Genomic DNA, 26,196 nt, shown 5'->3' on the forward strand with positions numbered 1-26,196 from the left:
CTATGGTATTTTTGGTAATCTGCAAGTGTTTTAGCAAAATCTCGATCAAAAAATGACTCACTCAACCGATATTCATACCCTCGCTCGTTGGATGTCTGCCGACTTTAGCAACCAAGCCCAAGCCTTTGAAAATCCGCCTTTTTACGCTCATATTCGGGTTGCCATCCGTCCCCTGCCCCTGTCCCAGTTTCCCGAACCGATGTTATTTCTAGAACAGGCCTATGATTTTCTCCTTAATCAACCTTACCGTTTACGAGTTTTAAAACTAAATATTGTCAATGATCAAATTGAACTGGAAAATTATAAAGTTAAACCAGAAGAAAATTTTTATGGAGCCGCTCGCAATTTAGACAAATTAAAAACCCTCACACTGGCTAATTTAGAGAAAATGGAGGGTTGTGATATGACGGTTAGTTGGACAGGAAAAAGTTTTAAAGGCATTGTTAAACCAGGGAAAAACTGTCTGGTAGTACGAGATGGCAAGCAAACCTATCTTGACAATAGTTTTGAAGTCGATAGTGAAAAATTAATGAGTTTAGATCGGGGTTATGATCCCGTCACCGATGAGTTAGTCTGGGGATCGGTGGCCGGAGCTTTTCATTTTGTGCGCTGGCAAAATTTTGCTGATGAAGTTCAGTTTTAAGCTTTTTTCAACCTCACTTTTATGGGTTTACCCAAACCAACCTTTCCGTTTACTTTTTCCTCGTTTGCTCAGTAAATTGCTTGGTTCCATAAAAGTAACCGCTTCATCTAATGGTAGAGTACGGACACAATTGGTACTAGCATGAACTTGATAGACCCAACGGTTGGTGATATCTAAAGCGGTTAACCAACCACTCTGGGGATGGTAGGCCCCTGTATCAATGTCTAGCCAACCAGCACCACAGGCCAATTGGCCTGGCTCTACCCCTGGAAAGGTAAAGGTAATAGTGTGACCCGTAATAATTAATTTATCAACAAAATAGGGCACAGGATGACAATGGAAGCGATCGCGAATCCAACAAAACTGTTCGGCACTTTGCTGATCTAAGGGTAATCGAGGATCGAGACCAGCATGAACTAACCAAATATCGCCTAAGTCCAAATAAAGGGGTAACTGTTTCATCCAATCAACGTGTTCCTGGGGAATTTGATGTTGATAGCTAACAAGGGTTGGATGGCCGCCACTATATAACCAGGATTGCAATAGTTGGGGTGAGATCTCCCCTTCTCCTCCTCCGATCGCATCCAGTAACATTTGCTCATGGTTGCCCAGCAGACAATGATATTTATTCTTGATTACGAAATCAACCACCTCGGCACTATTGGGACCCCGATCAATTAAATCCCCAATAAAATACACAGCATCCCCTTGCCCAGGAGAGAAAGCCTCACAGAGTCGTAAAAGCGTATCGTAGTGGCCGTGAACATCGCCGATGATAATGCGGCGTGGCGAAAGGAGTGGAACCGGCTGGTTGAGAGAAAAAGAAGGAGAAAAAGTCAATGGATACCTCGATCACGAAAATAGCGAAGATATTATATTAAAGAACTTGTTAATCCCGTTGAATTTTACCCCATATTACGCGAACTAAAACCTGAAACCCTTGCTACAGCACAAATTTAGAATTGCTGCCCAAATTTATGATTTGCTGTTTTTCTGTCGCTATTGTGCTGGTGTGCCAACTGTACCCATAGCTTGTTTCAGAAAAATTGAGGGGGAGTCAACGGCTTGTTAAGGCATTTAGACCTTGAATTTGCCAGTAATCCGTTGCATGGCTTCTTCCACATTAGCCCGACTATTAAAGGCCGAAATACGGAAATAGCCCTCTCCCGCAGCCCCAAATCCCGATCCGGGTGTTCCGACCACGTTGACTGTCTCCAGTAATTGATCGAAGAATTGCCAACTGGATAGTCCCTGGGGCGTTTTTACCCAAACATAGGGGGCGTTAATACCACCATAAACTGCTAGACCCGCCGAGGTAAGCTGTTCTCGAATAATTTGAGCATTTTCCAAATAAAAACTCACTAAAGCCTGAACTTCGGCTTGACCCTGGGGTGAATAAACGGCCTCGGCTCCCCGTTGCACAATATAGGAAACGCCATTAAATTTGGTCGATTGACGACGATTCCAGAGTTTCCAGAGTTCTACCGTAGAACCATCCGCCGCTTTAGCGGTTAAAGTTTTGGGGACAACGGTTAAGGCACAACGGGTTCCCGTAAAACCAGCATTTTTAGAAAAAGAGCGAAATTCGATCGCACAGTCTTTAGCCCCTTCAATTTCATAGATAGAGTGGGGCAGGCTGGGATCGGTAATAAAGGCTTCATAGGCCGCATCAAAAAAGATAATTGAGCCATTCGCTTTGGCATAGTTGACCCAATCCTGTAGATGAGCCTTGGTTGCCGTTGCCCCAGTGGGATTATTGGGAAAACAAAGATAGATCAGATCAACTTTTTGAGTAGGAAGGGTGGCAGTGAAGTTATTTTCGGCGGTGACAGGCAAATAGATTAGACCTTCATACTCGCCCTGTTCATTGGCTTCACCCGTATGGCCGGCCATAACATTGGTATCGACATAGACCGGATAGACCGGATCCGTAACCGCAATGATATTGTCTTTGCCAAAAATGTCGAGAATATTGCCGGTGTCACACTTGGAGCCATCGGAGATAAAAATTTCTGAGGCATCCAGATCACAACCTCTAGCCTGAAAATCTTGCTGGGCGATTTTTTCCCTTAGCCAACCATAGCCCTGTTCTGGCCCGTATCCTTTAAACTTGTCGCGATCGCCCATCTCCTGAACGGCTTGAATCATGGCATCACGACAGGCTTGGGGTAACGGTTCGGTGACATCGCCAATGCCAAGACGAATAATTTGAGCATCCGGGTGCGCTTCGGCAAAGGTATTAACCCGACGAGCAATTTCTGGAAAAAGATAGCCCGCTTTGAGCTTGAGGTAATGATCGTTGATTTTTACCATTGTTAACTGTGATGACTGATTGCCTGCATTATTATAAACAGGCGATGTTCAATTTTCTTAGGTTTAACTCTCATCGATAATGGCATTGCGATCTAGGAGTAATAAGTTACGGAGTTGATCCGTATCTAATTCCGTCAGCCAATTTTCCCCCGCATCGACGGTTTGCTCGGCTAATTGCTTTTTGCTGGTGATCATTTCGTCAATTCGTTCTTCTAAGGTTCCTGTACAGACAAATTTATGTACCTGTACATTGCGCTTTTGCCCAATCCGAAAAGCCCGATCCGTTGCTTGATTTTCAACCGCCGGATTCCACCAGCGATCACAGTGAAAAACATGGTTGGCTCTGGTTAAATTGAGTCCGGTTCCCCCCGCTTTTAAGGAAAGAATAAAAATGGACGGTGCATCGGGATCATTTTGAAACCGATCAATCATCGCTTGCCGACTCAGACGGGGAGTAGCTCCATATAAAAAGAGAACTTCTTGCTTAAATTTTGCCTTGAGATAGGGTTGTAAAAGTTTGCCCCATTCTGCAAATTGCGTAAAAATCAAAGCGCGATCGCCTTCGGTAATCACCTCTTCTAACATTTCTTCTAAACGGAGCAATTTACCGGAAACCTGAGCCGAGGTTAAAGTAGATTCTTTGAGAAATTGGGCAGGATGATTACAAATTTGCTTAAGTTTGACTAATAAACTTAAAATTAACCCCCGTCGCTGAATTCCCGTTGATTCCTCAATATCCTGTAAGGATTTTTCCACAAGCTGCTGATATAAATTTGCCTGCTCGGAAGAGAGACCACAAAAAACGGTCATTTCCTGTTTTTCGGGTAGATCTTGAATGATGGTTCTATCCGTCTTTAAACGACGCAGGATAAAGGGGCGCACCAATGATCGTAAAATTTGCAACGATTGGCGATCGCCAAATTTCTCAATGGGAGTGGCAAAACGGCGTTGGAAAAAAGCTTGAGTTCCCAGAAAATCAGGATTGAGAAAATCCAGAATCGCCCAGAGTTCTGCCAAACGGTTTTCCACGGGTGTTCCCGTTAAAGCAATGCGAAAGCCAGCTTGAAGTTTGCGGACTGCTTGGGATTGTTTGGACTGGGGATTTTTAATATTTTGCGCTTCGTCTAAAACCACCCCTTGCCAGACAATATTACCCAGACTCTTAATATCTCTAAATAACAGGGAATAACTGGTTAAAATAATTTGCTTCTGCTCAATAGTTTTAGCAAAATCACTGCCTTTACTGCGTTTATCGCCATGATGAATATGGAACGCCAAACTAGGGGCAAACTTTTTGATTTCGTGGCTCCAATTATTGATCACCGAAGTAGGGCAAACAATTAAAACAGGCTTAGTTAACATGGCCTCTGCCTTTAAATTGAGCAAAAAAGCCAAGAGTTGAGGCGTTTTTCCCAAACCCATATCATCCGCTAAACAGGAACCCAAACCCCATTTTTCTAAAAAAGCTAACCAACCCACACCTTTGGCTTGATAGGGTCTTAACTCTCCTTGGAAATTAGGCGGATTATGAATCGCTTTAATGCCCTGGTTATCATTAAGATTGGTAATTAATTCCTGTAAAACTCCTGAAGCTTCAAATTTGACAACGGGTAATTTGGCAATGGTTTGACTATCTCCCATACTAATGCGGAGAGCATCCTCCACTGAGAGGTTTAAGGGAGCTTGGGATTGATTTAAAATGGCTTGAGCGGCCCGCACATCGGCCGGTTGTAAGGTAATCCACTGACCATTCATTTCCACTAACGGCGATCGCTGATCTAATAAAGCTTGAAAATCCTTTTGAGAAATTTCCTGATCCCCAATCACCAATTTCAGTTGATATTGCAACAGGGATTTAAGGGTAAGCCGTTCACCTTTTTGGGGAGTCAATTGCCCTTGAATTTTTAAGCCTAAACGTTTCTCGGCCACTCCTCCTGTCAAGCTCGGAGGCACAACCACCCCTAAACCCTGATCTTGCAGTTGCCAAGCCGAAGCTTTGATAAATTCAAACACCTGGATGGCATCCAGTGGACAACCGATCGGACGGGGCTTTTCCAAACTCTCAGCGATCGGTGCATAAAGACGAGAAGCTAACCCCAAACCTTTCAATAAAATTTCCTGGGGTTGTTCAAGCACACGCTCATTCCAGACGTAACGTTCCTGATTGGTTTGCCAAATGGTGTCCGCCGCTATATACCAATCGGGATCATCTAAAGCTTGCAAACGATAATTTAACTGCCAAAGAGCCTTGCCCCCCTCGCTTGCTGCTGAAGTGGGAGGTTCCAGGACGAGGGAAACCTGTAAAGACTGATTACTTAAACTCTGATTACGATAATCACCGATAAAAGCCTGAATAGGAAATTGCCAATTGCGAATGGCCGTTGCTAATTTTTGGACAGCATAGGGTTCTGATTTAAGAACAAAAGTCTTGTTGGTTAAAGATTGTAGCCAAAGTTGGCCAAGAGAATCCTTGGTAAAAGGCAAATTGGGACTAAAATGTCGGATTTGAGCCTGCATCAAGTTTTGTAGGTAACTGAGAATCAGGCCAGAGGCGCGATGGGATGGTTCCCAGTCATCTAACAGCGTTCCTTGATAGGCTAAACAAACAGGGGGCAAAAGTTGAGTTAATTTAGCCAGACGGGTTTGATCTTGAGTACTATCTAGCAAGGGATACCACTGGCCATAATGACCGAATTCATCCTCTTCTAGACTCGGTACAAACTTTTGTCTAACCAGTAGATCTAAAGTCCAGCGATAGAGATGGGCAAAAAACTGTAGGTCACTGCCTAATAGGTAGGCTTCTATTCCCAAAGGTAACGACTGGAAAAACGGTACGGCTTCCTCGGCTTTGAGGGCCAATCCCTGAACTTGCCAAGCCTGCCAACCTAAACCACTCGGTTTTAAATCGTCAATTTTCTGGCCAGCTAATAGAGGCAAGGTTAGTTTCTTGCTTGTATAACTGGGTAGTTTTAATATTTCTCGACTAGCGAGACTGGCAAACTCCTGGGGAAACCATAGTTGACTAGTCTGAAGACAATCTTTCAGTTCATCTAAATCTAGGTTAAAGGGATGGATGGGAATGGCGATCTCAGGGGATGAAGTTTCTTTTTCCTCACGCCAAGCTTCTGCCCAGAGAAACCAATAATGGCGATCGCCTTTAACCAACCAACTACCGTGTAATGTTGCCATTGTGTTTTAATCGCCCAAAATGATCCCCCTTTGTAATCTGATTGCGACCCAAGGGTGGTGACTCGCTAGGAGTTTTCAGCGTTTTCTATTGTAGGCGAGGAATTATCAGTTCAATCAAAAATATTTATTTCGTTTTTAACCTGTTGATGGGAATAACAGCGATCGCCGCCTCCAATGGATCACAGACGATAAAGAATACTTTCTCCATGACTATCAGTACCACAGGTTTGGAATAAGCCATAGAGATCACTAAAATCCTTAATCTCCGATTCCTGGGGCAGACTACTTTGCCAAGGCTTCGGATTACCGTAGGCATAAAACGTTTCTAACCCATCAATCCCCAATTGCACTGCTAGGGGAATCAGACGACTGGCGGGTTGGCGGTAACGAGCCGGATGAGCAAGCACCACTAATCCTCCCGCTTCATGAAGCAATTGGATCACTAAAGCCGCCGATTCATGACCATTGGTGGGTCGATTTCCCTGAAGATAGGGAATTAGGGCCGGATGAGTTGGATTAAAGCCATAGCCGAGAATATGAACTTCCGTGTTGGCTAAATCAGCCGTAATTTCGATGCCTGTCCAGAGCCTTGGTATGGCAGTCTGGTGATGACGGGATTGAAAATCTGCTAACCACTGTTGAGCAAGGTAATAACCACCCACAGAATGGTGATCCGTAATAGCCAAACCCTTCAAACCTAAAGTAACTGCCTGCTCAATCAGAGCTTCAGGGGTCAGCTTACCATCGGAATAAATGGTATGGAGATGAAAATTGTAGTCATAAGGGCAACTAGTGGAGGTAAGAGTTGACCAGACTTCCCGCAGCTCAAGCGTTGTTTGCTCTATTGGCTGAGTAAGTAGAGAAGCAACCATTGTCGTGAATCCCATCCCAACCGATTAATTTACGGACTATTAAGATCTACCATAACAAAACTTTACAAAAAATGTTGAATCAATTGTTTTCCGTTTACGGTAGAAGGAGTCTCTAGTTGTACTGTTTTTGAACTTTGCCTAGAAACTTGCCTTATTCCCTTACTTGAGAAAGGACAGCGCATCGTTATCGATATCGATAATGCGACCTTTCATTATGGGGGTCGTATTGCTGCACTGATTGTAGCATTATTTACTTGCTCCCTTATTCTCCTGACCTTAATCGCATTGAGGAGTGTTGGGCTTGGCTCAAAAGTCTCATTTGCAAACGCTTACGTGACTCTGGTAATTTGCGGGATGCTATGGAGTTTGTTCTTCGCTCTGCTGCGTCCTAACCTTTCTGGCTATGGCTATAGCTGTCGTTATTTCCAATTAAGTCTTTATTTTTCAGTAGCAATAATATGTAAATCAATTTGTTTTTGCCAAATTAAACGAATAACTTTTTGGGTAAATGATCCTTTAAGCCATCTCTTCCAACGAGATTGACGACTTTCTCCAATCACAATTTGCGTAATTTTATGTTCTTCAGCTATCTCGGCAATGACTTCAGGAACCCTGGGACTCATCACTCGAATAAAATGACCACTAAATTCTCGACAAAGTTGCTCACAGGTTTCTAAATGGAGCGTTTCCATTTTATTTAAAAAACGATCTGGATCTTCTACGAATAGAACAAATAAAGGGGCATTCATGTAATTTGCCAATCTTGCACCTCGACGCAAGAGTCGCAGAGAATTGGGATAGGTTGAAATACAGACTAAAACTCGCTCTTGAATAGGACAGGTTTGGCCGATAAAGGAGGACTCTTCCCCTTCTTCTTCTACGGTGTTAGCCACTTCTCTTAACGCCAGTTCTCTGAGGGCAATTAGATTGCGGCGTTGAAAGAAATTTTCTAGGGATTGTTGAATTTTTTCGGGTGCATAAATTTTACCATCTCGTAATCTTTCTTCAAGGGTTTCAGCCGTAACATCAACGAGAATCACTTCATCCGCTTCTTCGAGAAGGCGATCGGGAATACGTTCTCGAACCACAACCCCTGTAATCCTCGCCACTAAATCATTTAAACTTTCTAAATGTTGAATATTAACAGTGGAATAGACATCAATACCTTGCTGGAGAATCGCTTCTACATCTTGATAACGTTTTTGTCGCAAAGAGCCAGGCACATTCGTATGAGCCAACTCATCAACCAACACCAGTTTTGGAAAACGATTAATAATAGCTTCCGTATCCATTTCCCAGAGTTGTGATTCTTTCTGAGAAATCATTTGTCGAGGAATGAGTTCTAATCCCTTTGACTGATTGATTGTGTCTTGACGATTATGGGTTTCTAATAGCCCAATGACCACATCAATTCCTTGTCTTTTTAACCGTTTTCCCTCCTCCAACATTTTGTAGGTTTTGCCAACACCAGGAGCCATGCCAATGAAGATTTTATGTCGGCCTCGTCGTTCTGCTATCATGATGATTAAGGTTTAGAAGCTTTTAATTGATTTGATCAAGTGCTAAATTGAGTTTTACAACATTAACGCCTGGCTCTCCAAAAATTCCTAAAAAACGATCTTCTATGGCTTGATTAATCAATAATTCGACCTGATTAGTGTCTAATTGACGAACTTTAGCGATCCGATTAATTTGATTTTTGGCAGCTTGCACCGTGATATGGGGATCTAAACCAGAGCCAGAGCTATAAACTAAATCGGCAGTGGGTTCAATGTTCGCTTGTTTCAAGGTTTGAATACGACTTTGAATCAGCTTGGTTAAATCTGCGTTACTGGGTGCTAAATTACTGGCTCCTGAAATACCTGTAATTCCAGCCGCTTTGCCGGTACTGTAATCTACTACGCTGGGACGACTCCAAAAGTAGCGATCGCTGTTAAAGGGTTGACCGATTAAGGCCGAGGCGATCGCTTTTCCTTCCGTGTTTTTAAGAATGCTGCCGTTCGCTTGAAAGGGAAAAATGAGTTGACCTGTAATCCAGATGAGCAATGGATAAAAAACGGCTGTAATGACCCATAATAAAATGGTAGCTCGAATAGCTTTGGAAACTTCTCGTACTTGACTCATCTTAAAATTTCTCCGGCTGAAAAATAACCACGAAAAGGTAAACAAATAAACTCAGGGTTACTAAGCCCAATAATCCCAAGGCATAGGATTGACCGCGTGATAATATTCCCCCAGTTGAAGCTTGAACTAAGGGAGAAATGATTAAGTTAATTCCCAGAATCCCTAAAAAATAGAGAGGAATCTTTTTAAAAAGTAACTTAGTGGTTGGTTGAGAAAAAGTCGTTTTCATCGTTGTCAAAATTAATAATGCTAGAGGTGCAAGGCTTGCGATCAAGAAAGTTAAACGAAGAGATTTACTCCAAAAAAACAAGAGATTTGCTCTCAAAAGCTAAACTAAACCCACAGACGTTACTAACAGATCAATAATCTTAATCGCAACAAAGGGGGCAATGACACCACCTAAACCATAGATTAAAATATTGCGTTGTAATAGTTGATCAGCCGTTAAAGGTCTGAACTTAATCCCTTTTAGTGCTAAAGGAATTAGAGCCGGAATAATTAAAGCATTGTAGATGAGAGCAGAGAGAATTGCCGATTGAGAACTGGCTAATCCCATAATATTCAAACTGCCAATGCCTACGCTTGAGAACATCGCGGGAATAATGGCAAAATATTTAGCAATATCATTGGCGATTGAAAAAGTGGTTAACGCGCCACGAGTAATCAATAGTTGTTTACCAATCGTGACAATATCGATTAATTTTGTGGGATCAGAATCTAAGTCCACCATATTGGCTGCTTCCTTGGCCGCTTGAGTTCCTGAATTCATGGCAACGCCTACATTGGCTTGAGCAAGCGCCGGTGCATCATTAGTTCCATCCCCCGTCATTGCCACTAATTTACCTTTTGCCTGTTCAGCCCGAATTACTTCAATTTTATCCTCTGGAGTCGCCTCAGCAATAAAGTCATCAACGCCTGCTTCTTGAGCAATCACAGAAGCCGTAATTTGATTATCTCCTGTGAGCATAATTGTCCGAATGCCCATGCGTCGTAATTGATTAAAACGTTCCTTAATATTGGGTTTAATAATATCTTTGAGATAAATTACGCCATAAATTTCTGCTCCTTGACAAACGGCTAAGGGAGTTCCACCTAATCGAGAAACTCGCTCATAGGCAACATCTAAATCTGTGGCGATTTGGCCACCTCTAGAACGGACAAAACCTTTAATGGCATCAACGGCTCCCTTGCGAATCTCTAGACCATTGGCTAAGTCTGTCCCACTCATCCGCGTTCGTGCTGAAAACTCAATGCCAGTAGCCGTTTGAGGATCAAAATCTAGATTTGAACCCCATTTTTCCGCCAGACTAATAATAGAACGCCCCTCTGGTGTTTCGTCAAAAATACTAGACATTAAAGCTACTTTGGCAACCTGTTCGACACTATAATCATTAATGGGAATAAACTCTTCTGCTAGGCGATTTCCTAAGGTAATGGTTCCCGTTTTATCTAAGACTAAAGTGTTAACATCACCACAGGCTTCTACTGCTCTTCCTGATGTCGCAATAACGTTAAATTGGGCAACTCGATCCATACCGGCAATCCCGATCGCACTTAATAATCCCCCAATAGTTGTCGGAATAAGCGCGACGAGGAGGGCAATTAACACCGCAATGCTAACGGGACTTTTCACATAGTTGGCGATCGCCGGCAAAGTGGCAATCACAATTAAAAAGACTTCACTTAAAACGGCTAATAAAACCGTTAAAGCAATTTCATTGGGGGTTTTACTCCGTTCTGCTCCTTCAACTAAAGCAATCATGCGATCAATAAAACCTTTGCCTGGATCAGCCGTAACACGAATCAATAATTCATCAGAAAGAATCCGTGTTCCTCCCGTTACCGAACTGGCAATATCGGTTCCAGGTTGTTTTAAAACAGGGGCAGATTCTCCGGTAATAGCCGATTCATCGACGGAGGCCATCCCACCGATCACTTCCCCATCGGCTGGAATCATATCCCCTGCAATCACTTTAATTTGATCGCCTCTTTTTAAGTTAGTGGAGTTAATTTCTTCAGTGGAAGCATCGGGTAAAATCTTACGGGCGATCGTGTCGGTTTTGGTGGCTCTGAGAGCATCTGCCTGGGCTTTTCCACGACCTTCGGCGACCGCTTCAGCAAAGTTGGCAAAGAGAACGGTAAAAAACAAAATCAGGGTAATCGTTCCATTAAATAATCGTTGATTAGGAGTGGGGACATCCCCAAAAAGTTCTGGGTTAATAGTTACTAATAGGGTAATAATAGTGCCAATCCAGACGAGAAACATGACGGGATTTTTAATGGCAATACGAGGATCAAGTTTAACAAAAGATTGTTTAATGGCGCGGAGATATAGACCTTTTGTTTTGGCTTTGGGAGTATGTTTTCGTTGCGATCGCAGTAGTTTTTTCATGGTTAGTCAAAATTATATTCAGTAATGTCATTTAATTTATTGGGCGCACGCAATGCGCCCCTTCCAATGGAAAATTTTATTTCAAGGAGAATGCTTCAGCGATCGGGCCTAAAACTAAGACGGGAAAAAAAGTTAAAGCTCCTAAAATTAAAATCACGCCGGCGGTAATACTGGTAAATAAAATGGTGTCGGTTCGTAAGGTTCCTTTGGTTACAGGCACAGGCTGTTTACGAGATAAATTGTCGGCTAGAAGTAATAAGGCCAGAAGGGGAACATATCGCCCTAAAAGTAAACTGAAACAGGTACTGAGATTCCACCAGAGGGTATTGTCTCCCAAGCCCTCAAAACCTGAGCCGTTGTTAGCCGAAGCCGACGCATATTCATAAACAACTTGGGAAAGACCATGAAAGCCTGGATTACTAATCCCCGCTAATTGTTCAGGAAAGGCTAGGGCGATCGCAGAGGGAATTAGGATAGCAATGGGGTGGATTAATAAGACCACACTAGCTAAAACGATTTCTGCTTTTTCAATCTTGCGACCTAAAAATTCTGGGGTTCTGCCCACCATTAATCCGGTTAAAAATACAGCTAAAATCAAGTAGATAAATAGATAAGCTGTTCCTGTGCCTTGACCGCCCCAAACAATCTGTAAAAAGAGATTAAATAGGGTGCTAAATCCGCCTGTGGGCATAAAGGAGTCGAGAAAACCGTTAACAGCCCCGCACATCGTCCCTGTTGTAGTTATAGCAAACAAAGCCGTCTGTGCCCAGCCAAAACGAACTTCTTTTCCTTCTAAATTAGCTTGAGATGAATTTAGCAGATTATTAACCAATGGATTACCTTGATATTCTCCTACCGCAGTGATCCCAATTAAGACAATGAAAATACCGAAGACCATCCAAAAGATTAACCAGGCTTGACGCTTATTGTTAGCAAAAATTCCATAGGTATAGATGAGAGAGGTGGGAATACTGATCATGGCGATCGTTGCTAACAAATTAGAAAAAGGAGTAGGGTTTTCAAAAGGATGGGCCGAATTACTGCCAAAAAATCCTCCCCCATTTTCTCCCAATTGCTTAATGATTTCAAAATGAGCGACTGGCCCTAAGGCAATAACTTGATTAGCTCCTTCTAAGGTGGTGATATTAACAGGATTTGACCAGGTTTCAGGGACTCCAGAAAAAATCAATAATAATGCACCTAGAATGGATAACGGAAGCAAAATTCGGGTAATAGACTGAAGCAAATCTTGATAAAAATTTCCCAAAGGTCTGCCTGTTAAACCACGAATAAAGGCAATGCCAACCGCTAAACCCGTTGCCGCCGAAGTAAACATTAAAAATCCTAAGGCAAAAACTTGGCTTGAGTAGGTTAAAGCTGTTTCTCCAGAGTAATGTTGTTGATCAGTATTGGTTAGGAAAGAAATGGTAGTATGTAGGGCCAGATCCCAACTAGGAGCCGATAATTGCGTGCCGTTAAAGGGAAGATAGTTTTGTAAAAGGAGAATTCCTAAAACTCCAATTCCCATAACTAAATTACTATAGAGAATTGCTCTTCCATATTGCCAACCCGTCATTGCTTGTTGAGGCCGAACTTGAATCCAGTGATATAGTTGTTTTTCAATTGGCCCAAGCCAGGCATCAAGAAAGGTTTTTTCTTCTAAAAATACCCTAGCCATATAACGACCGAAAAAAGGCGTAATTGCCACGATAATCGTTAGGGTTAAAGCAATTTGTAAGAATCCTTGCCACATAGATTGACACAAAGGATGGAATGACTGTGCTTATTCTAAGGGATTAGCTCAAGATTGACGCGATTAACCGGATATAAATTTTTGTTTGGTGGGTAATAGGAATCATGTTTAGACAATAAACGCTAATCTAAACAGACTCTAAACGCCTACAGCTAAACTCAAGGGTTAAACTGGTTGATTATCAGCATTTGTGCTGTTTAGTTATTCGTCATCACCCGTTAATTTGAGACTGATGGTAAAATCTTGTTCTTTTACTTGGCGATCGCCGCTCTCTGATACCAGTTTGATTGTGGGCTTGTTTTGCCTGGTTTTAGCCCTAGAATTTTCCACACCGCCCGATTATGTTTTTGGGTATCTTTATATCGGGCCAATTTTGTGGGTGAATGCCCGTTTAGGTCGGTTAGCTACCTTAAAAGCTACGGCGATCGCTGTCTTTTTAACCCTCTTAAATTTATGGCTACCCATGCGATCAATGGTCGAACCTTCAACGATCGCTGATCGCTTAATTGCTGTTTTATCACTAATCGTAACGGGTTGGCTCAGTGAACAAAATCGCCACTATCAGGAAGTGTTAGTCCAGAAACAAACGCAACTTCAATCCCAGGAACAATTAGTCAGCCTTCGAGAAGATTTTGCTTCTACCCTCACCCACGATCTTAAAACCCCTTTACTGGGGGCAATGGAAACCCTGAAAGCCTTTCAATCGGGTCAATTTGGCGAGGTAACAGCTACCCAACAGAAAGTATTAGCTACAATGGGGCGCAGTCATCAATCCAGTCTGCAATTACTGGAAACGCTGTTAGATGTCTATCGTAATGATACAGAAGGATTAAGGTTAAACCTGGCTCCAGTGGATTTAACGGCTTTAACAGAAGAAGTGACGAATAATTTAGCGGTGCTTGCTGCTGCCCATCAGGTTTATCTTAATGTGAATTATGGCGATTCAGATTTTCGTCAATCTCTTTGGGTTAAAGGGGATATGCTGCAACTCCAGCGTGTAGTCAATAATTTATTGATCAATGCCATTAATCATTCCCGACGCGGCGATCGCATTGAAATTCAACTGGCTTCCCAATCCGCCTATCAACTGGTCAAAATTTTAGACAGTGGTTCTGGTATTCACCCCAATGAATTACCCTATCTATTTGAACGATTTTATCAGGGCAGTAGCGATCGCCAGGCAAAAGGAACGGGTTTAGGACTTTACCTGTGTCGTCAGATCATTGCCGCCCATCACGGTAAAATTTGGGCAGAGAATCGTCATCCCACTGGAGCTATTTTTGCCTTTAAATTACCTGTTTATCCTAACGCAGATCATACTGTCTATCCCTAAACTGCTCTACCTGAAGTAAACTGTCAGTGATTAATCCATTCAGTCTCTACATAAAAATTAATAATTATGACAGTATGTCATACTAGAAACAGAATAAGATTTCAGAGTAAAATGCCAATTCATTAACTCATGGTAGCTTGAATATACTCTGATGAAACGATCTCATTTGATTGCATTTTTATTTGTTCTTACAACAACTTGTTTAGGAGTCCCCGTTTTAGCGGGAAATAATGATCCGCTATTTGTCAATATGACAACGGATCAAGACCATCGCAGTACAATGGCTCTCGGTTTCTCTAAGGCTCAATTTGAGCGAGGGCATCCTGTTACCATTTTTCTCAATGATAAGGGGGTTCTAGTTGCTTCCAAAAACAATGCAGATCAGTTCAAGGAACAGCAAGCTATTTTGCTGACAATTATTAAAAAAGGAGGATTGGTAATCGCTTGTCCTTCTTGTATGAAAAAATATGGTGTTACCTCATCAGATCTTCTGGATGGCATTAAGGTCGGAACGCCAGAACTAACAGGAGAAGCTCTTTTTCAAGATAATACAAAAACTTTGTCTTGGTAGGTAATTGAAGAGCTTTTTTTGAGATAACTTGATCTGGACATAAAATCTGAGCATAAAAGTAGAATTGAATAATGCCAAATTCCATCCGCCTGCTTTTAGTAGAAGATGATGAACTTTTTCGTTTAGGATTAGTGGTGCGTCTCCAACAGGAACCAACCCTTAAAATTGTGGCTGAAGCTGAGGATGGAGAAACGGCTGTTGATTTGGCTAATCGTCATCCCTTAGATTTAGTGCTATTAGATGTGGGCTTACCTCGTATGAGTGGCTTAGAAGCCTGTCGCCAGATCAAACTTCAGCAACCCAATCTTCCTATTTTAGCTCTTACTTCCCGCTCAGACTCAACCTTGATTAGTCGTCTTATTGAAACCGGAATCCAGGGTTTTTGTTTAAAAGGAATTGATGCCCAAACCCTAATCTTGGCGATTCGTTCGGTTGTGGCCGGTGCTTCTTGGTGGGATTCCCAAGCAACTAAGGAAATCCGTACCGCTTTTACTCCTGGGATCGCCGATTCATCCTCCCAGATCAAGCATTCTCTTTTAACAGAACGAGAACAAGAAATTTTAACCCTAATGGCCGCTGGAAATAGCAATCAAGACATTGCCGATCGCCTTTATATTGCCCCAGGAACAGTTCGGGTTCATGTTCATGCCATTGTCAATAAATTAGGAGTCCGCGATCGCACTCAAGCCATTTTATTGTGGCAGAGCAAGACTGTAGATTCCACACTCAAAACCATTTGGCCCTAATCCCCACAAAAGCTAATTTCCTTTCGGCTAAACTGTTGGGCGATCGCGATCAATTCCTGGGTAAAGGTTCCGTAACCCTGGGGACAAGTTTTTTTGAGTATCATCAAATCAATTTGAACAGCCAAATTCCACTTAATTTGATGAATCCTAAGATTACGATTGTTCTCTTGGGACAGATAATTTGATTCATTAATCGCTTTTTCCCCATATTCCGTACCAATTAGAAGAAAATAAATAATTTAAAATTTACACGCTATATGCAGGCATCATTAGCCATCACAACACTAGATATAGACGGAGAAGGAAAGACTATCGTAGTGCGTTTATCAGTGCTTTTGTGCTGCATAAAGAGGCGTACTTTTGTTGATCAGTAGATTGTGATTCCTGAAACCTTTGTGGGGAAGCACTTCTGCTAATCTAGACTTGTTCGTATTAATTAAAATTCTTGTTGCCAAGTACGGAATGTGGGTTTTAAGCAAGGATGAAATCATAAGAATGCTTATACAGCTCAGAAAAATCCAACGTCCATCAGGGTAATCGGCAACCACTTTAGGCAAATTCTCATAGGCTTTTGCCTTCCAACGGAGCGATCGTCGTCACTGACAGATAGGGCAATGCCGAACCCGACAGAACTTAGCAGAAGCCAACTTTAACCTCTGTTGACCCGTCTTCTTATCAGGAACCAGTTTGAATTCTAGTAACTGAGAACAAAGCGAAACCCTCTCAGCGTGAGAGTCCATTCCCCCTTGTTTGTAATAGTCGCTTACGATGTCAGCGTTCTTCCGATGCTTGTCCCAAGGTTTATCTTTTTCGGATAAGGATTCTAGCGAAGAATTCGATCAACGTTATCCCTTAATGATTCAAGATGCAATCCAAGAATATTTAATTGCTTTACAGGATCGGTTACAAGGGATAAATATTGAAACATTTCGGAAATTTTTATGAACAATTTGAGATTTTCAACGGCGATCGCAGGGGTCAATGTCGAGATTTATATTTGCCGCGATCGTGTTCTGGGTTGAGACTATAGTTTTGTAGTTTATTAAGATTAATAAAGGCAGAGTTAATATTAGGTAATCTCATGCAATTGTAACAGCAAGATTTGAGGGCTAAAAGTACAAATTAGGGGACGCGGAGCATTCGGTCTTCGATTTCTTGCCAGACGGAAGGGGAAATATTAACAGCAACTTTTTTGCAGTCAAGAATAAGACGATTAATATGAAAATAATGATTGTCTATTTCTTCAAATTCTGCGTTAGATAAATTGAGTAATTCAGGGGTTAAAGCAAAGGCTATATTCCAAATTTTAAATAATTTATCGACAAATTTTTGGTGTTCTTTTCTATTTATGTCTATGTGATTCTTAGGAATAAGTTGTTCTAAATCTTCTAAATCAGCGATCAATTGGGCAATATTAACCCTAGAAAAAATTTGATCCTGAGCAAATAAGTTGGCTAATTCAATAAAAATTTTTCTAACCTTGACGATGTGGTTGATGTAGGCGAAGGCGAAGGCGTTGACGATGGCGATGCCGATGTCGTTAGCAATGTGGTTGGCGATGTGGTTGGCGTTGGTGTTGACGTTGGCGAGGGCGATCGCGTATTCCTGATTTGACTCTTTTTCTGTATTGTTCACGGGAGCTTGAATTAGTGGCGATCGTATTGTTTACTTAAGGAAGTATGGTACGATCGCCTTTAAAATTGAGAGGCGATCTGTCAGTTGTGTTCCTTAACGACAACACCCTTGATTGACATCAAGACTATTTCTGGTATGACTATCTGTCTTGTTATCCAGAAAGTTTCTATCTATCATTGAAGAATATACGGAATTTTTCTGGATATTCTTCTCTACAAGGGGATAATACAGAAATTTTCTCTTTTTTGCTCTCTAGAGATTGACTATACGGAAAATGTCGGTATAATCAATGGTTAGACTAAACCGATACGCTCGACAAGGTTGTATTTGTCTATTTTTAGCTGAGATTAGGCACTCAATCATTTCATGGAGTTCTCTAAAATGTACGAATCGTTGTGTAACCCCTAGAATAATGGAAGATGGCTATAGAGGTGTGCAGTCATATGAGAACTCCTGATAATAGGCTGTAATCGAGTCTAGAAAAGGCTTTATCTGTATCTAACTTAAGAATATACCACTATATATTTTTTAACTTTTATTTAAACGAATAAAATTCTATAATTATGGAAATAAAATTAACCACAAAAAAAAAGGAAAATTTATCATTATCCTCGGATGCTATATGGATTAGACTTGAAGATGGATCTTCCCGAATGATTCATCTTCAGGGAGATTGTCTTTATTTAAGTCCATCTGCTACTTCAGATTTAGAAAATTGTATTATCAAGAAAAGCAATAGCAATAAAAACTCGTCAGTTAATATTGTAAAAAAATTAGCTTCTTACAGAATGCTAGATATTAATTCTAAAAGATTTTTTACCTTAAACAAAATAATTAAATATTTTAAAATACAATTTATTTATTGTGTTGTTTACATAATAGGATTATGTAATTTTATTACTAGCATTAATTTTAAAATAAAAATACTTTTAATGTTTTCATTTATGTTTTATCAAGTATTTGGTATTTCTATAACAATCGAAGCTTGGCAAAAATATTTTGGAAAATTTATTGAATCAAAATCAAAAATAAATAAATGTTATACAGTTATTGAGTTAAGTAATCTGGTTATAAATTGTGTCAGTAATTTTATATTTCCTTTAGCCTGTAAAGAACGTGCATTAGTCACATTTGCTCTTTGTCAACAATATGGATATAATGTATCATTATTTCTTGGAGTACAATTATTTCCATTTTCTGGTCATTGTTGGGTACAGCATGATGACATTATTTTAAGCGATGAACCAGAACGATGTAAATCTTTTATGCCTGTTAGATCCTATGATAATAGTAAAATAAATTTTTATTATGAAAATGGAGTTGTATGATCTATGTACAATGGATTTCATGTTATTTCAACAGAAAAAAATGTAGATATTTTTATACATGGAAAAGATAAAGTTTTACAAGATACTAATATTTCCTTCTTTAAAAATAATAATATAGTAATTTGCACCATAGGTCGATTATATGTGGAAGATAATAAAATTAGTCAGATTAATGCATCAAAATATATATATATTGTTTACGAAAAATCTGGAATTGATGGCTTGATAAAAATTCAGGGTGACTTTGCATTTGCCTTGATTAATCAGCAATCCATTTCAATTACTGCTATGAGAGATATAATTGGTGGTTATCCCTTATATTGGTATACCAATGGAGAACAAATAATTCTCACCACCAATCTTTCTGTGATTCTTCGCAAATTTGGCAAGCAAAGGGTTAATAATGAGTATATTGCAGACTTTCTAAGCCTACCTCATTGCGGTTTTGCTGAAGTTCCAACAGACAAAACAATTTTTGAAAATGTGAATAGAATACTTCCTAATCAGATATTTCGTAGTCACAAAAAGAATATTGAAATTATCAAAAAACCGTCACCATTTTCTGATTTTGTTATGCAAGATATCCCTTCAAAAGGAGCATTAGAAAGTGGTTCTTATATTTATAAATTAGGTGAAGAAGTAACAGAAATCCTCACCAATTCGATAAAACTACGAGCATTTGGAATAACGGCTTCTCATTTATCGGGAGGCTACGATTCCACAGGAATAAGTTTATTATCTAGAAAAATCCTTAAAACAAATATCTTGACTATTTCACAAGTTTATCCTTTTTTTCAAGGACTAAAAAGGGAAATTGAGTTCATTAACTCAGTTTTTGAAGAATATCAAGATATATTTTCTTATTGTTACCTTTTAGCGGATAAGTTTAAAGACTTTTCAAATCTAGACTCTACACCAATACTGGAAGAACCAAGTCCATGTATAACTTCATGGAAAATCAGGGAAGTAACCCTAAAACTTTTGCAAAGCAATAATATTAATACTTTATTTATGGGAATTGGAGGGGATGAACTTTTTAATGTTATGTCAACTTCTTATATCGAATCACTACTAGCCGAAAAAAAGATATCTTTTGCTTGGGCAGAAGCTAAAAAATTTGGGTTATTAAAAGCTAGAACGGGATTATTGATTTTTTTAGAATCATTATCTTTATTTTTAAGTAGTCGCTCTAGACTTTGGCATCAATTATTATTAACTCCTATTCCGTGGCTGAACAAAGAATTTGCTGAAACCTATTCAATTAGTTTGAGATGCTATCGTATGCTTAAAGTAAATTATTGGTCAAGCGATTCAAATCAACAGTACCGTATATTAAATACTTTCGTTGGCCAAGCAGGTCATGTCTTACGTTGGAAGTTCGCTCAGTCTGGCAGTACCCATGTCACTTTTCCCTTTTTAGATCTGAACTTGATTCGTTATTCAATGACAATACCAGATTACTTTAGAGTTAATAGAGGACAAGAAAAACCAATTCTAGCAGCAGCATTTAAAGATATTTTGCCAAAGAAGATTATTAATAGACGAACAAGAGGTAGCTTTCTAGAATTAGTACTTCGAGGAATCAATGAGAATTATGAATTAATAAAAACCATTATACTCGATAGTGATAGTCATAATTTTATTAGCCCATCCAAGATGGTACAATATTTAGACAATATTTATCATGGAAAAACAGTTTCCATGGATTTAATTGATAAATTTTGCTTGACGTTGGCTATCCTTATTTGGTATGATAGAACAAGCGTTATGTACTCTGAGGCTCTATCTCAAGTAGATTTTCTTGTTTTCCCCAATTCACTGGAGTAAATGTAAAATGAAAAAAGATATCCAAAATTCATTAACTTCTATCTTGCGTTCTATGTCATCGCTCTTCGCCAATACTTCTGATTCAGATGATTCTAGCTCAGATGTTGTTCTTATTAATTCTTCTAAACAGTTTTTCCAAAATTACCAAGGTTCTAGTCGCGATACCGATTGGTCAAGTACTCGAGGATACGACTAGCAAAATTGCTATTTTATTAAGCTGCTCGGCTCTCTTGGAGTTGGTGTGTAGTGCGATCGCCATCGCCTAGGGTGCGTTACTCCAACGCACCTTATTTTTGTTTAAATAATCGTGAGCAAAATCCGAATGTTAGAATATTGGAAAACATACCCAACCCAAGCTCAAGAGAATCCATGACTCTAACCCTTAACCTACCGTCAGAAGTTGAGCAATATCTCTTACAGGAAGCCAATCAAAAAGGGATTTCAATTGAATCTGTGACATTACAGCTTTTAACGAGCTTTATTCTTTTAAAGCAAAAACAAACTAAGGCAGTTAACCTAATTCAGTCTTGGATAGATGAAGAAGACAATAATGAACAACAAGAAACAGGTCAATACTTGATCCATGCCTTGGATGAAGATCGTTTTTCTGAGCGTAAATTGTTCCCAATTGAGATGAAGGGAGTAACTTGGTGAGCAGAATCATAATGTTGGATTCAGGGCCACTTGGTCTAATCACCAATCCAAAGTTATCTACTGAAAGTGAAGCTTGCGCCCATTGGCTCCAAACTCACATCACATCAGGTAGTCGTACTATAATTCCAGAAATTGCTGATTATGAGGTTCGCCGCGAATTATTGCGAGCAAACAAGACAAAAGGTATAGCTCGTCTAGATGAGTTAGGCAAGTTGATCGAGTATTTCCCAATTACAACGGCTGCCATGCGCCAAGCTGCAAAACTTTGGGCAGAAGCTCGTCAACAAGGGCAACCAACAGCAGGTGATAAAACAATTGACGGTGACATGATTTTGGTGGCACAAGCTATAACTCTTGGAGTTCCAGATATTGTAATTGCGACAACGAATGTAGGGCATCTATCGAGATTTATTGCAGCCGAGTTATGGCAAAACGTTGCCCCAGGTTAGTCGCCACCTAACTAGACCGTTATTAGACAAGTAAAAAAGGTTGGCTTCGTTGTGAATTTCCAGAAGGTTATCGGCGATCGTATTGTTTACTTAAGGAAGTATCGTGCGATCGCTTTTTTTGAATGAGCAAGCTGCGATCGCCGAAAATAGCCTATTCTTGTTTAAGCTTATAATTTGGAGGAATTGAGCTTCTCTACAAAGCTTTGATGTTCCCCTGATGCTAAACCTTTCTGTAAAACCCGAAGAACTTTTGCTAAATTCCCTGTTAATAACGCATTTTGATCTAACCATAAACCAGGAAACATCTGAGAATACAAAATTCCCTCTGTATCAGGTTGCAATTTAAGATATTTTCCTTGTTTTAATTGAAACCAATCTAACTGCTCATCTTCAACTCGCCAGACCAAATATTCTTGCACTTGATGAAGTTGATAAACCTCTAATTTCTGATGTAAATCCAAAGAAACCGTGCTGGCTGCAATTTCCACAATTAATTCGGGCGCACCTTCAACATAGCCATCATTATTAACCGTTGATTGTCCTCCCGTTTGAATTCTTAATAATGCGTCGGGTTGAGGTTCGTTATATTGATCGAGTTGAACAGTGGAATTATCTCCTAATTCAACGCCTGGCGTAGCCGCCCAATAACTGCCTAGCCAGGTCATTATCCGAGCGTGGGGATTACCATGTTGGGTAATTCGCAGAGGAGAAGCTACATAAACAATTCCTGCTATTAATTCCGCTTTTTGATGGTTTGGCATGGCCTGGTAACGGCGTTCAAATTCACTACGGCTTAGACGATCGCCATTTTCAAGGAGAGGAATATTTCCCGATTTTGTTGTTGCTATCACCATAAAGTTTAAGAATAGTTGATGATGTTATTTTAATTATAAGGTGTTTCCCGCGATCGCGTTCTGGGTTGAGGCTATAGTTTCGTAGTTTATTAAGATTAATAAAAGTAGAGTTAACATGAGGTAATCTCATGCCATTGTAAAGACAAGATTTGAGAGCTAAAAGTACAAATTAGGGGACACAGAGCATTCGGTCTTCAATTTCTTGCCAGACGGTAGGGGAAAGAAAAGAAACAACTTCTTTGCAGTCGAGCCTGAAACGATGAAGATATACTTTAAACGGTCATAGTTTGAATTTATCGAACCCTTAAAGTTCAGGGTCAAGTCCCCCTTTTTAAGGGGGATTTAGCGATTATCTTGTTTGTCAAGGCCTTGATAGGATCGCTATCAAATAAAATTAGTCAAAACAAACAACTCATCCTCATACAACTCGTCAGAGAATGAGTTATGTTAACTCTTTCAACCAATATCAGAGAATTAGCACGCTTGCAGTTTTTCCTCCTTTGTCTCTATATTTTCAGGACATCGCCAAGGTTTTTGACTCTTGACTATAGCATGAAGAAATCCCAATAGCTTATGAGCACAGGCAATTAAAGCTACTTTTTTGGCCTTACCTGCCTGGAGCAATTTTTGATAAAACGCCTTAATTACCGGATTGTGTTGTATTGCCACTAGGGCTGACATATACAGCACGGCACGCACCCTTGCTCGTCCACCGATAATACGTCGTTTTCCTCGCATTTGCCCACTGTCACAGTTCATGGGAGCAATTCCCACTAGACTCGACAGTTTCTTCAATGGTAGCTCTCCTAATTCTGGCAACATTGATAGCAAGGTCACGGCCGTTACTCTGCCCACTCCAGGTACACTGGTTAATAGCTCATACTGCTTTTTACTCTCTTCGTTGTCTTGCCGCAGTTGGTCTATCTGCTCATCCATTCCTTTTATCCTTTGTTTGAGCCATTGAATATTAGTCTCAATGTCAGCTTTCGCCGTGCTACTACGAACACTGTGCGCTCGTTTTTGTTCACTGTTTAGCATTTCCACTAACTGACTACGACGATTGACCAAATCGGATAAAGCTACTTGAGATTCTGATGCTAACGGTTTTGGGCTTGGTTGCAAGGCTTCTCCAAAATGGGCTAATACCTCGGCATCTATTTTGTCCGTTTTCGCTAGACGACCTGATGCCTTGGCAAAATCTCTGGCTCTTTTGGGATTAATCACTGCTACCTTGAATTCCTCTTTTTGCAGCTTGTGAGCCACTCCTCTTTCCATTCCTCCTGTTGATTCGATGATGATTAACTCAATTTTGTATTTTTTGAGTTGTTCGCTTAATTCCTGCCAGCCTGACTCTTGATTGGTTACTTGCAAAACCTTATTCGCTGGACGTAAAGCTATGTCCAACTTGGCTTTGCTGACGTCTATACCAACCCATTGGCTTGCTACTTGAGTTTCCATGCTTTTACCCCTTTACTTTGAGTTTTTATCTTCATTACTCGACCTTGTTCACTACGGGTTCGAGACCCTCTCGATTTTTCGAGTTTTTGAAGGATTGATGAGTGGCGACCTAGACTAAATCTCGGCTTTTATAACCAAGGGGGAATCGGTCTACCACTCTTCCTTTAAGATACAAGGGGGATCAGACCACTTTAATAAAAATCCTAAATTATAGCCGTTTGAAGTATAACAATAATGCTTATCGATTCAGCAGTTCTAAATTTAGGTTTTTATGACATACTGCCTGTTAGCTTCTTTTAATCCTTGTAATCATGGTTTACACAATTCGTCTGATCACGGATGCTGACTTACCCCTGGTCAATCATTGGGCCCAACAAGAAGGGTTCTGTCCAGGCGTAGGAGATACGGGAATTTACTATAATACTGATCGCACAGGGGTTTGGGTCGGCGTTCTCGATCATCAACCAATTGGTTGTATTGCCGGTATTCGTTACGATCAAAGTTATGGCTTCGTGGGGATGTTTATTGTTGATCCTGCTTTTCGAGGACGGGGCTATGGTGTGGCTCTATGGCAAAAAGCGATGGAATATTTACAAGAAGTTGCCTGTGTGGGACTAGAAGCCGCTCTAGAACGGGTAGAGAACTATGCCAGTTGGGGCTTTAAACCCGCTTACTATACTCGTCGCTATGGCTTACCATCGGCCTACCGTCATGCTTGCCTCAGACCGACAACCGCGTTAGATTTGCCCTTGGGTTTTCAAATTTTGTCAGGGGCTGAGGTACCAGAGGAGATTGTGCAGATCTATGATGCGCGTCACGAAGTCACCCCCCGTCCCTTGTTTTTGCACGAATGGTTACAGCATCCTGAAGGAACGGTAAAAGTGGTACTGGATGAAACGGGTTCCTGCCGAGGCTATGGACGCATTCGACCTTGTTTACTCCCTAACGATACCACTCCAAACGGTTGGCGACTGGGGCCATTATTGGCGGATCAGCCTGAATTAGCCGGTGCGTTGTTGGATTTACTGTTGAGCGATCGCCAGGGGCCAGTCTTAATTGATGTACCAGAGATTAATCGAGCCGCGACCTCTTTATTAGAAGAACGGGGTTTTGAACTCCAGTTATTTAACCTGCGTATGTACAAGGGAGATCCGCCCACTCTCTCCCTCAAAGATATTTATGGGCTGGCCTGTTTGGAATTGGGTTGACAGAAATCCTAAAAACTATTGTTAGGCAATTTTTACTCGGCGATCGCCTGGGGCAAGACACCGGGCCAACGTTTGTATTTAAGATAAAAACCAGCAAGGGAAAGGGCAATAACTCCCACACCCGCGATCGCTAGATAACTGGGAACCCAAAAAACAGCTTCTAAGACATTAACCTGACCTGGTTTGAGTTTCCAAAGCAATTGAGAATGGGTAGAAGTTGCTTCAGGACTGAGAGCATCCTCATTAACCCCATTTCGCACTAAAAAAGGTGTGTTTAAAGAGAAATCAAGGTCAATCAATGACCCTGGACTCACAATAATATTGCCCTGATTAGAAAGAACCCCCAGAGCGCGGAGATCTACCGATAACCGTAGCCGATTTTGATCCACAAAAAACCAATTACTCTGTTGAATCGCCATCTCAGCTTTCAGTTGCAATAGGTCTAGCTGATCATCTTTGATTTTACCGGCCCCTTGGGGTGGTTTAGGATTAAAAAAAGTATTAAACTTATCAACTAATTCTTGACCACTACCAAAAGGAATCGTAACGACCAATTCCTGATCAGAGACCCGTTGGCTATAACCCCGTAAGGCTTTAGCGCGACTTTCCAAACTAGCTAACCATTTATCTGCTTCAGATTGGCTCAGTGTAGTTAACTGCTGACTCAGTTGAATATGTTGGATAATTTCACCATAATGCTGTTCGGTAAAGTTAATCCCCAGATCGTAGCGAACACAACCCCCTAAGCCAAGGGATAAGAGAAGCAAGAGCGGCATAAACCAGGCAAAGAGACGCTTTTTAAGGTGCATCATGACAAGAAAAAAAGAGATAGAGGACAAATTAAGTA

At 40.7% G+C, this 26,196-nt stretch carries 22 protein-coding genes; 9 read left to right on the top strand and 13 right to left on the bottom strand.

Going from position 1 to position 26,196, the window contains the following annotated elements; genetic code table 11:
* Nucleotides 1-52 precede the first annotated feature (52 nt).
* On the top strand, nt 53-643 hold the full coding sequence (locus KA717_13585; protein ID UXE63544.1) for a chromophore lyase CpcT/CpeT: 591 nt from the start codon (nt 53-55) through the stop codon (nt 641-643).
* A gap of 27 nt (nt 644-670) precedes the next feature.
* Here KA717_13585 and KA717_13590 read toward each other — a convergent pair whose 3' ends face one another.
* From KA717_13590 to kdpA, 9 genes are all read right to left on the bottom strand, one after another.
* Nucleotides 671-1,483: a serine/threonine protein phosphatase gene (locus KA717_13590; GenBank protein ID UXE63545.1), complete on the bottom strand. Its 813-nt coding sequence runs from the start codon at nt 1,481-1,483 to the stop codon at nt 671-673.
* Nucleotides 1,484-1,720: 237 nt separating this feature from the next.
* Nucleotides 1,721-2,956 (bottom strand): LL-diaminopimelate aminotransferase, encoded by a 1,236-nt coding sequence (locus KA717_13595; GenBank protein UXE63546.1) that lies wholly within the window; start codon nt 2,954-2,956, stop codon nt 1,721-1,723.
* A 63-nt stretch (nt 2,957-3,019) separates the two neighbouring features.
* Nucleotides 3,020-6,145: a DEAD/DEAH box helicase gene (locus KA717_13600; protein ID UXE63547.1), complete on the bottom strand. Its 3,126-nt coding sequence runs from the start codon at nt 6,143-6,145 to the stop codon at nt 3,020-3,022.
* 179 nt (nt 6,146-6,324) lie between these two features.
* Nucleotides 6,325-7,032 carry a PHP domain-containing protein gene (locus KA717_13605; protein ID UXE63548.1) on the bottom strand — a complete coding sequence of 236 codons (708 nt, stop codon included), beginning with the start codon at nt 7,030-7,032 and terminating at the stop codon, nt 6,325-6,327.
* A 422-nt stretch (nt 7,033-7,454) separates the two neighbouring features.
* A complete protein-coding gene (locus KA717_13610; protein UXE63549.1) occupies nt 7,455-8,537 on the bottom strand; it encodes a universal stress protein in 1,083 nt (360 codons plus the stop codon).
* A 22-nt stretch (nt 8,538-8,559) separates the two neighbouring features.
* On the bottom strand, nt 8,560-9,141 hold the full coding sequence (kdpC, locus tag KA717_13615) for a K(+)-transporting ATPase subunit C (GenBank protein UXE63550.1): 582 nt from the start codon (nt 9,139-9,141) through the stop codon (nt 8,560-8,562).
* A gap of 1 nt (nt 9,142) precedes the next feature.
* Nucleotides 9,143-9,370: a K(+)-transporting ATPase subunit F gene (kdpF, locus tag KA717_13620; GenBank protein UXE64654.1), complete on the bottom strand. Its 228-nt coding sequence runs from the start codon at nt 9,368-9,370 to the stop codon at nt 9,143-9,145.
* A 99-nt stretch (nt 9,371-9,469) separates the two neighbouring features.
* Nucleotides 9,470-11,533, bottom strand: a complete 2,064-nt coding sequence (kdpB, locus tag KA717_13625; GenBank protein ID UXE63551.1) for a potassium-transporting ATPase subunit KdpB — start codon at nt 11,531-11,533, stop codon at nt 9,470-9,472.
* Between the two features lie 76 nt (nt 11,534-11,609).
* Nucleotides 11,610-13,286: a potassium-transporting ATPase subunit KdpA gene (gene kdpA, locus KA717_13630; protein ID UXE64655.1), complete on the bottom strand. Its 1,677-nt coding sequence runs from the start codon at nt 13,284-13,286 to the stop codon at nt 11,610-11,612.
* Between the two features lie 232 nt (nt 13,287-13,518).
* Here kdpA and KA717_13635 point away from each other — a divergent pair, with 232 nt between their 5' ends.
* The 3 genes from KA717_13635 to KA717_13645 all read left to right on the top strand — a co-directional run bounded on the left by KA717_13635 (nt 13,519) and on the right by KA717_13645 (nt 15,936).
* The gene (locus KA717_13635) at nt 13,519-14,619 is read left to right on the top strand and encodes a HAMP domain-containing histidine kinase (GenBank protein UXE63552.1); all 1,101 of its coding nucleotides are present in this window, start codon (nt 13,519-13,521) and stop codon (nt 14,617-14,619) included.
* Nucleotides 14,620-14,770: 151 nt separating this feature from the next.
* Nucleotides 14,771-15,190: a DsrE family protein gene (locus tag KA717_13640; protein UXE63553.1), complete on the top strand. Its 420-nt coding sequence runs from the start codon at nt 14,771-14,773 to the stop codon at nt 15,188-15,190.
* 71 nt (nt 15,191-15,261) lie between these two features.
* Nucleotides 15,262-15,936 carry a response regulator transcription factor gene (locus tag KA717_13645; GenBank protein UXE63554.1) on the top strand — a complete coding sequence of 225 codons (675 nt, stop codon included), beginning with the start codon at nt 15,262-15,264 and terminating at the stop codon, nt 15,934-15,936.
* A 1,122-nt stretch (nt 15,937-17,058) separates the two neighbouring features.
* Here KA717_13645 and KA717_13650 read toward each other — a convergent pair.
* The gene (locus KA717_13650) at nt 17,059-17,571 is read right to left on the bottom strand and encodes a hypothetical protein (protein ID UXE63555.1); all 513 of its coding nucleotides are present in this window, start codon (nt 17,569-17,571) and stop codon (nt 17,059-17,061) included.
* A 563-nt stretch (nt 17,572-18,134) separates the two neighbouring features.
* Between KA717_13650 and KA717_13655 the strand changes: the two genes are divergently transcribed.
* From KA717_13655 to KA717_13670, 4 genes are all read left to right on the top strand, one after another.
* Nucleotides 18,135-18,899, top strand: coding sequence for a lasso peptide biosynthesis B2 protein (locus tag KA717_13655; GenBank protein UXE63556.1), 765 nt, complete (start codon nt 18,135-18,137; stop codon nt 18,897-18,899).
* Between the two features lie 3 nt (nt 18,900-18,902).
* Entirely contained in the window at nt 18,903-20,726 is a 1,824-nt protein-coding gene (locus KA717_13660) for an asparagine synthase-related protein (GenBank protein ID UXE63557.1), read from the top strand.
* Nucleotides 20,727-21,095: 369 nt separating this feature from the next.
* Nucleotides 21,096-21,380 (top strand): hypothetical protein, encoded by a 285-nt coding sequence (locus KA717_13665; protein UXE63558.1) that lies wholly within the window; start codon nt 21,096-21,098, stop codon nt 21,378-21,380.
* An 11-nt stretch (nt 21,381-21,391) separates the two neighbouring features.
* A complete protein-coding gene (locus tag KA717_13670; protein UXE63559.1) occupies nt 21,392-21,829 on the top strand; it encodes a nuclease in 438 nt (145 codons plus the stop codon).
* 167 nt (nt 21,830-21,996) lie between these two features.
* On the opposite strand, the gene KA717_13675 is transcribed toward KA717_13670, so the two are convergent.
* Entirely contained in the window at nt 21,997-22,683 is a 687-nt protein-coding gene (locus tag KA717_13675) for a Uma2 family endonuclease (GenBank protein ID UXE63560.1), read from the bottom strand.
* 474 nt (nt 22,684-23,157) lie between these two features.
* Entirely contained in the window at nt 23,158-24,141 is a 984-nt protein-coding gene (locus KA717_13680) for an IS110 family transposase (GenBank protein UXE63561.1), read from the bottom strand.
* Between the two features lie 311 nt (nt 24,142-24,452).
* On the opposite strand from KA717_13680, the gene KA717_13685 reads away from it, so the two are divergent.
* On the top strand, nt 24,453-25,349 hold the full coding sequence (locus KA717_13685; protein ID UXE63562.1) for a GNAT family N-acetyltransferase: 897 nt from the start codon (nt 24,453-24,455) through the stop codon (nt 25,347-25,349).
* A 32-nt stretch (nt 25,350-25,381) separates the two neighbouring features.
* On the opposite strand, the gene KA717_13690 is transcribed toward KA717_13685, so the two are convergent.
* Nucleotides 25,382-26,161 (bottom strand): DUF3153 domain-containing protein, encoded by a 780-nt coding sequence (locus KA717_13690; GenBank protein UXE63563.1) that lies wholly within the window; start codon nt 26,159-26,161, stop codon nt 25,382-25,384.
* Between the last annotated feature and the right edge of the window lie 35 nt (nt 26,162-26,196).

Origin of the sequence: Woronichinia naegeliana WA131 (assembly GCA_025370055.1) — a bacterium.
Taxonomy (GTDB): domain Bacteria; phylum Cyanobacteriota; class Cyanobacteriia; order Cyanobacteriales; family Microcystaceae; genus Woronichinia; species Woronichinia naegeliana.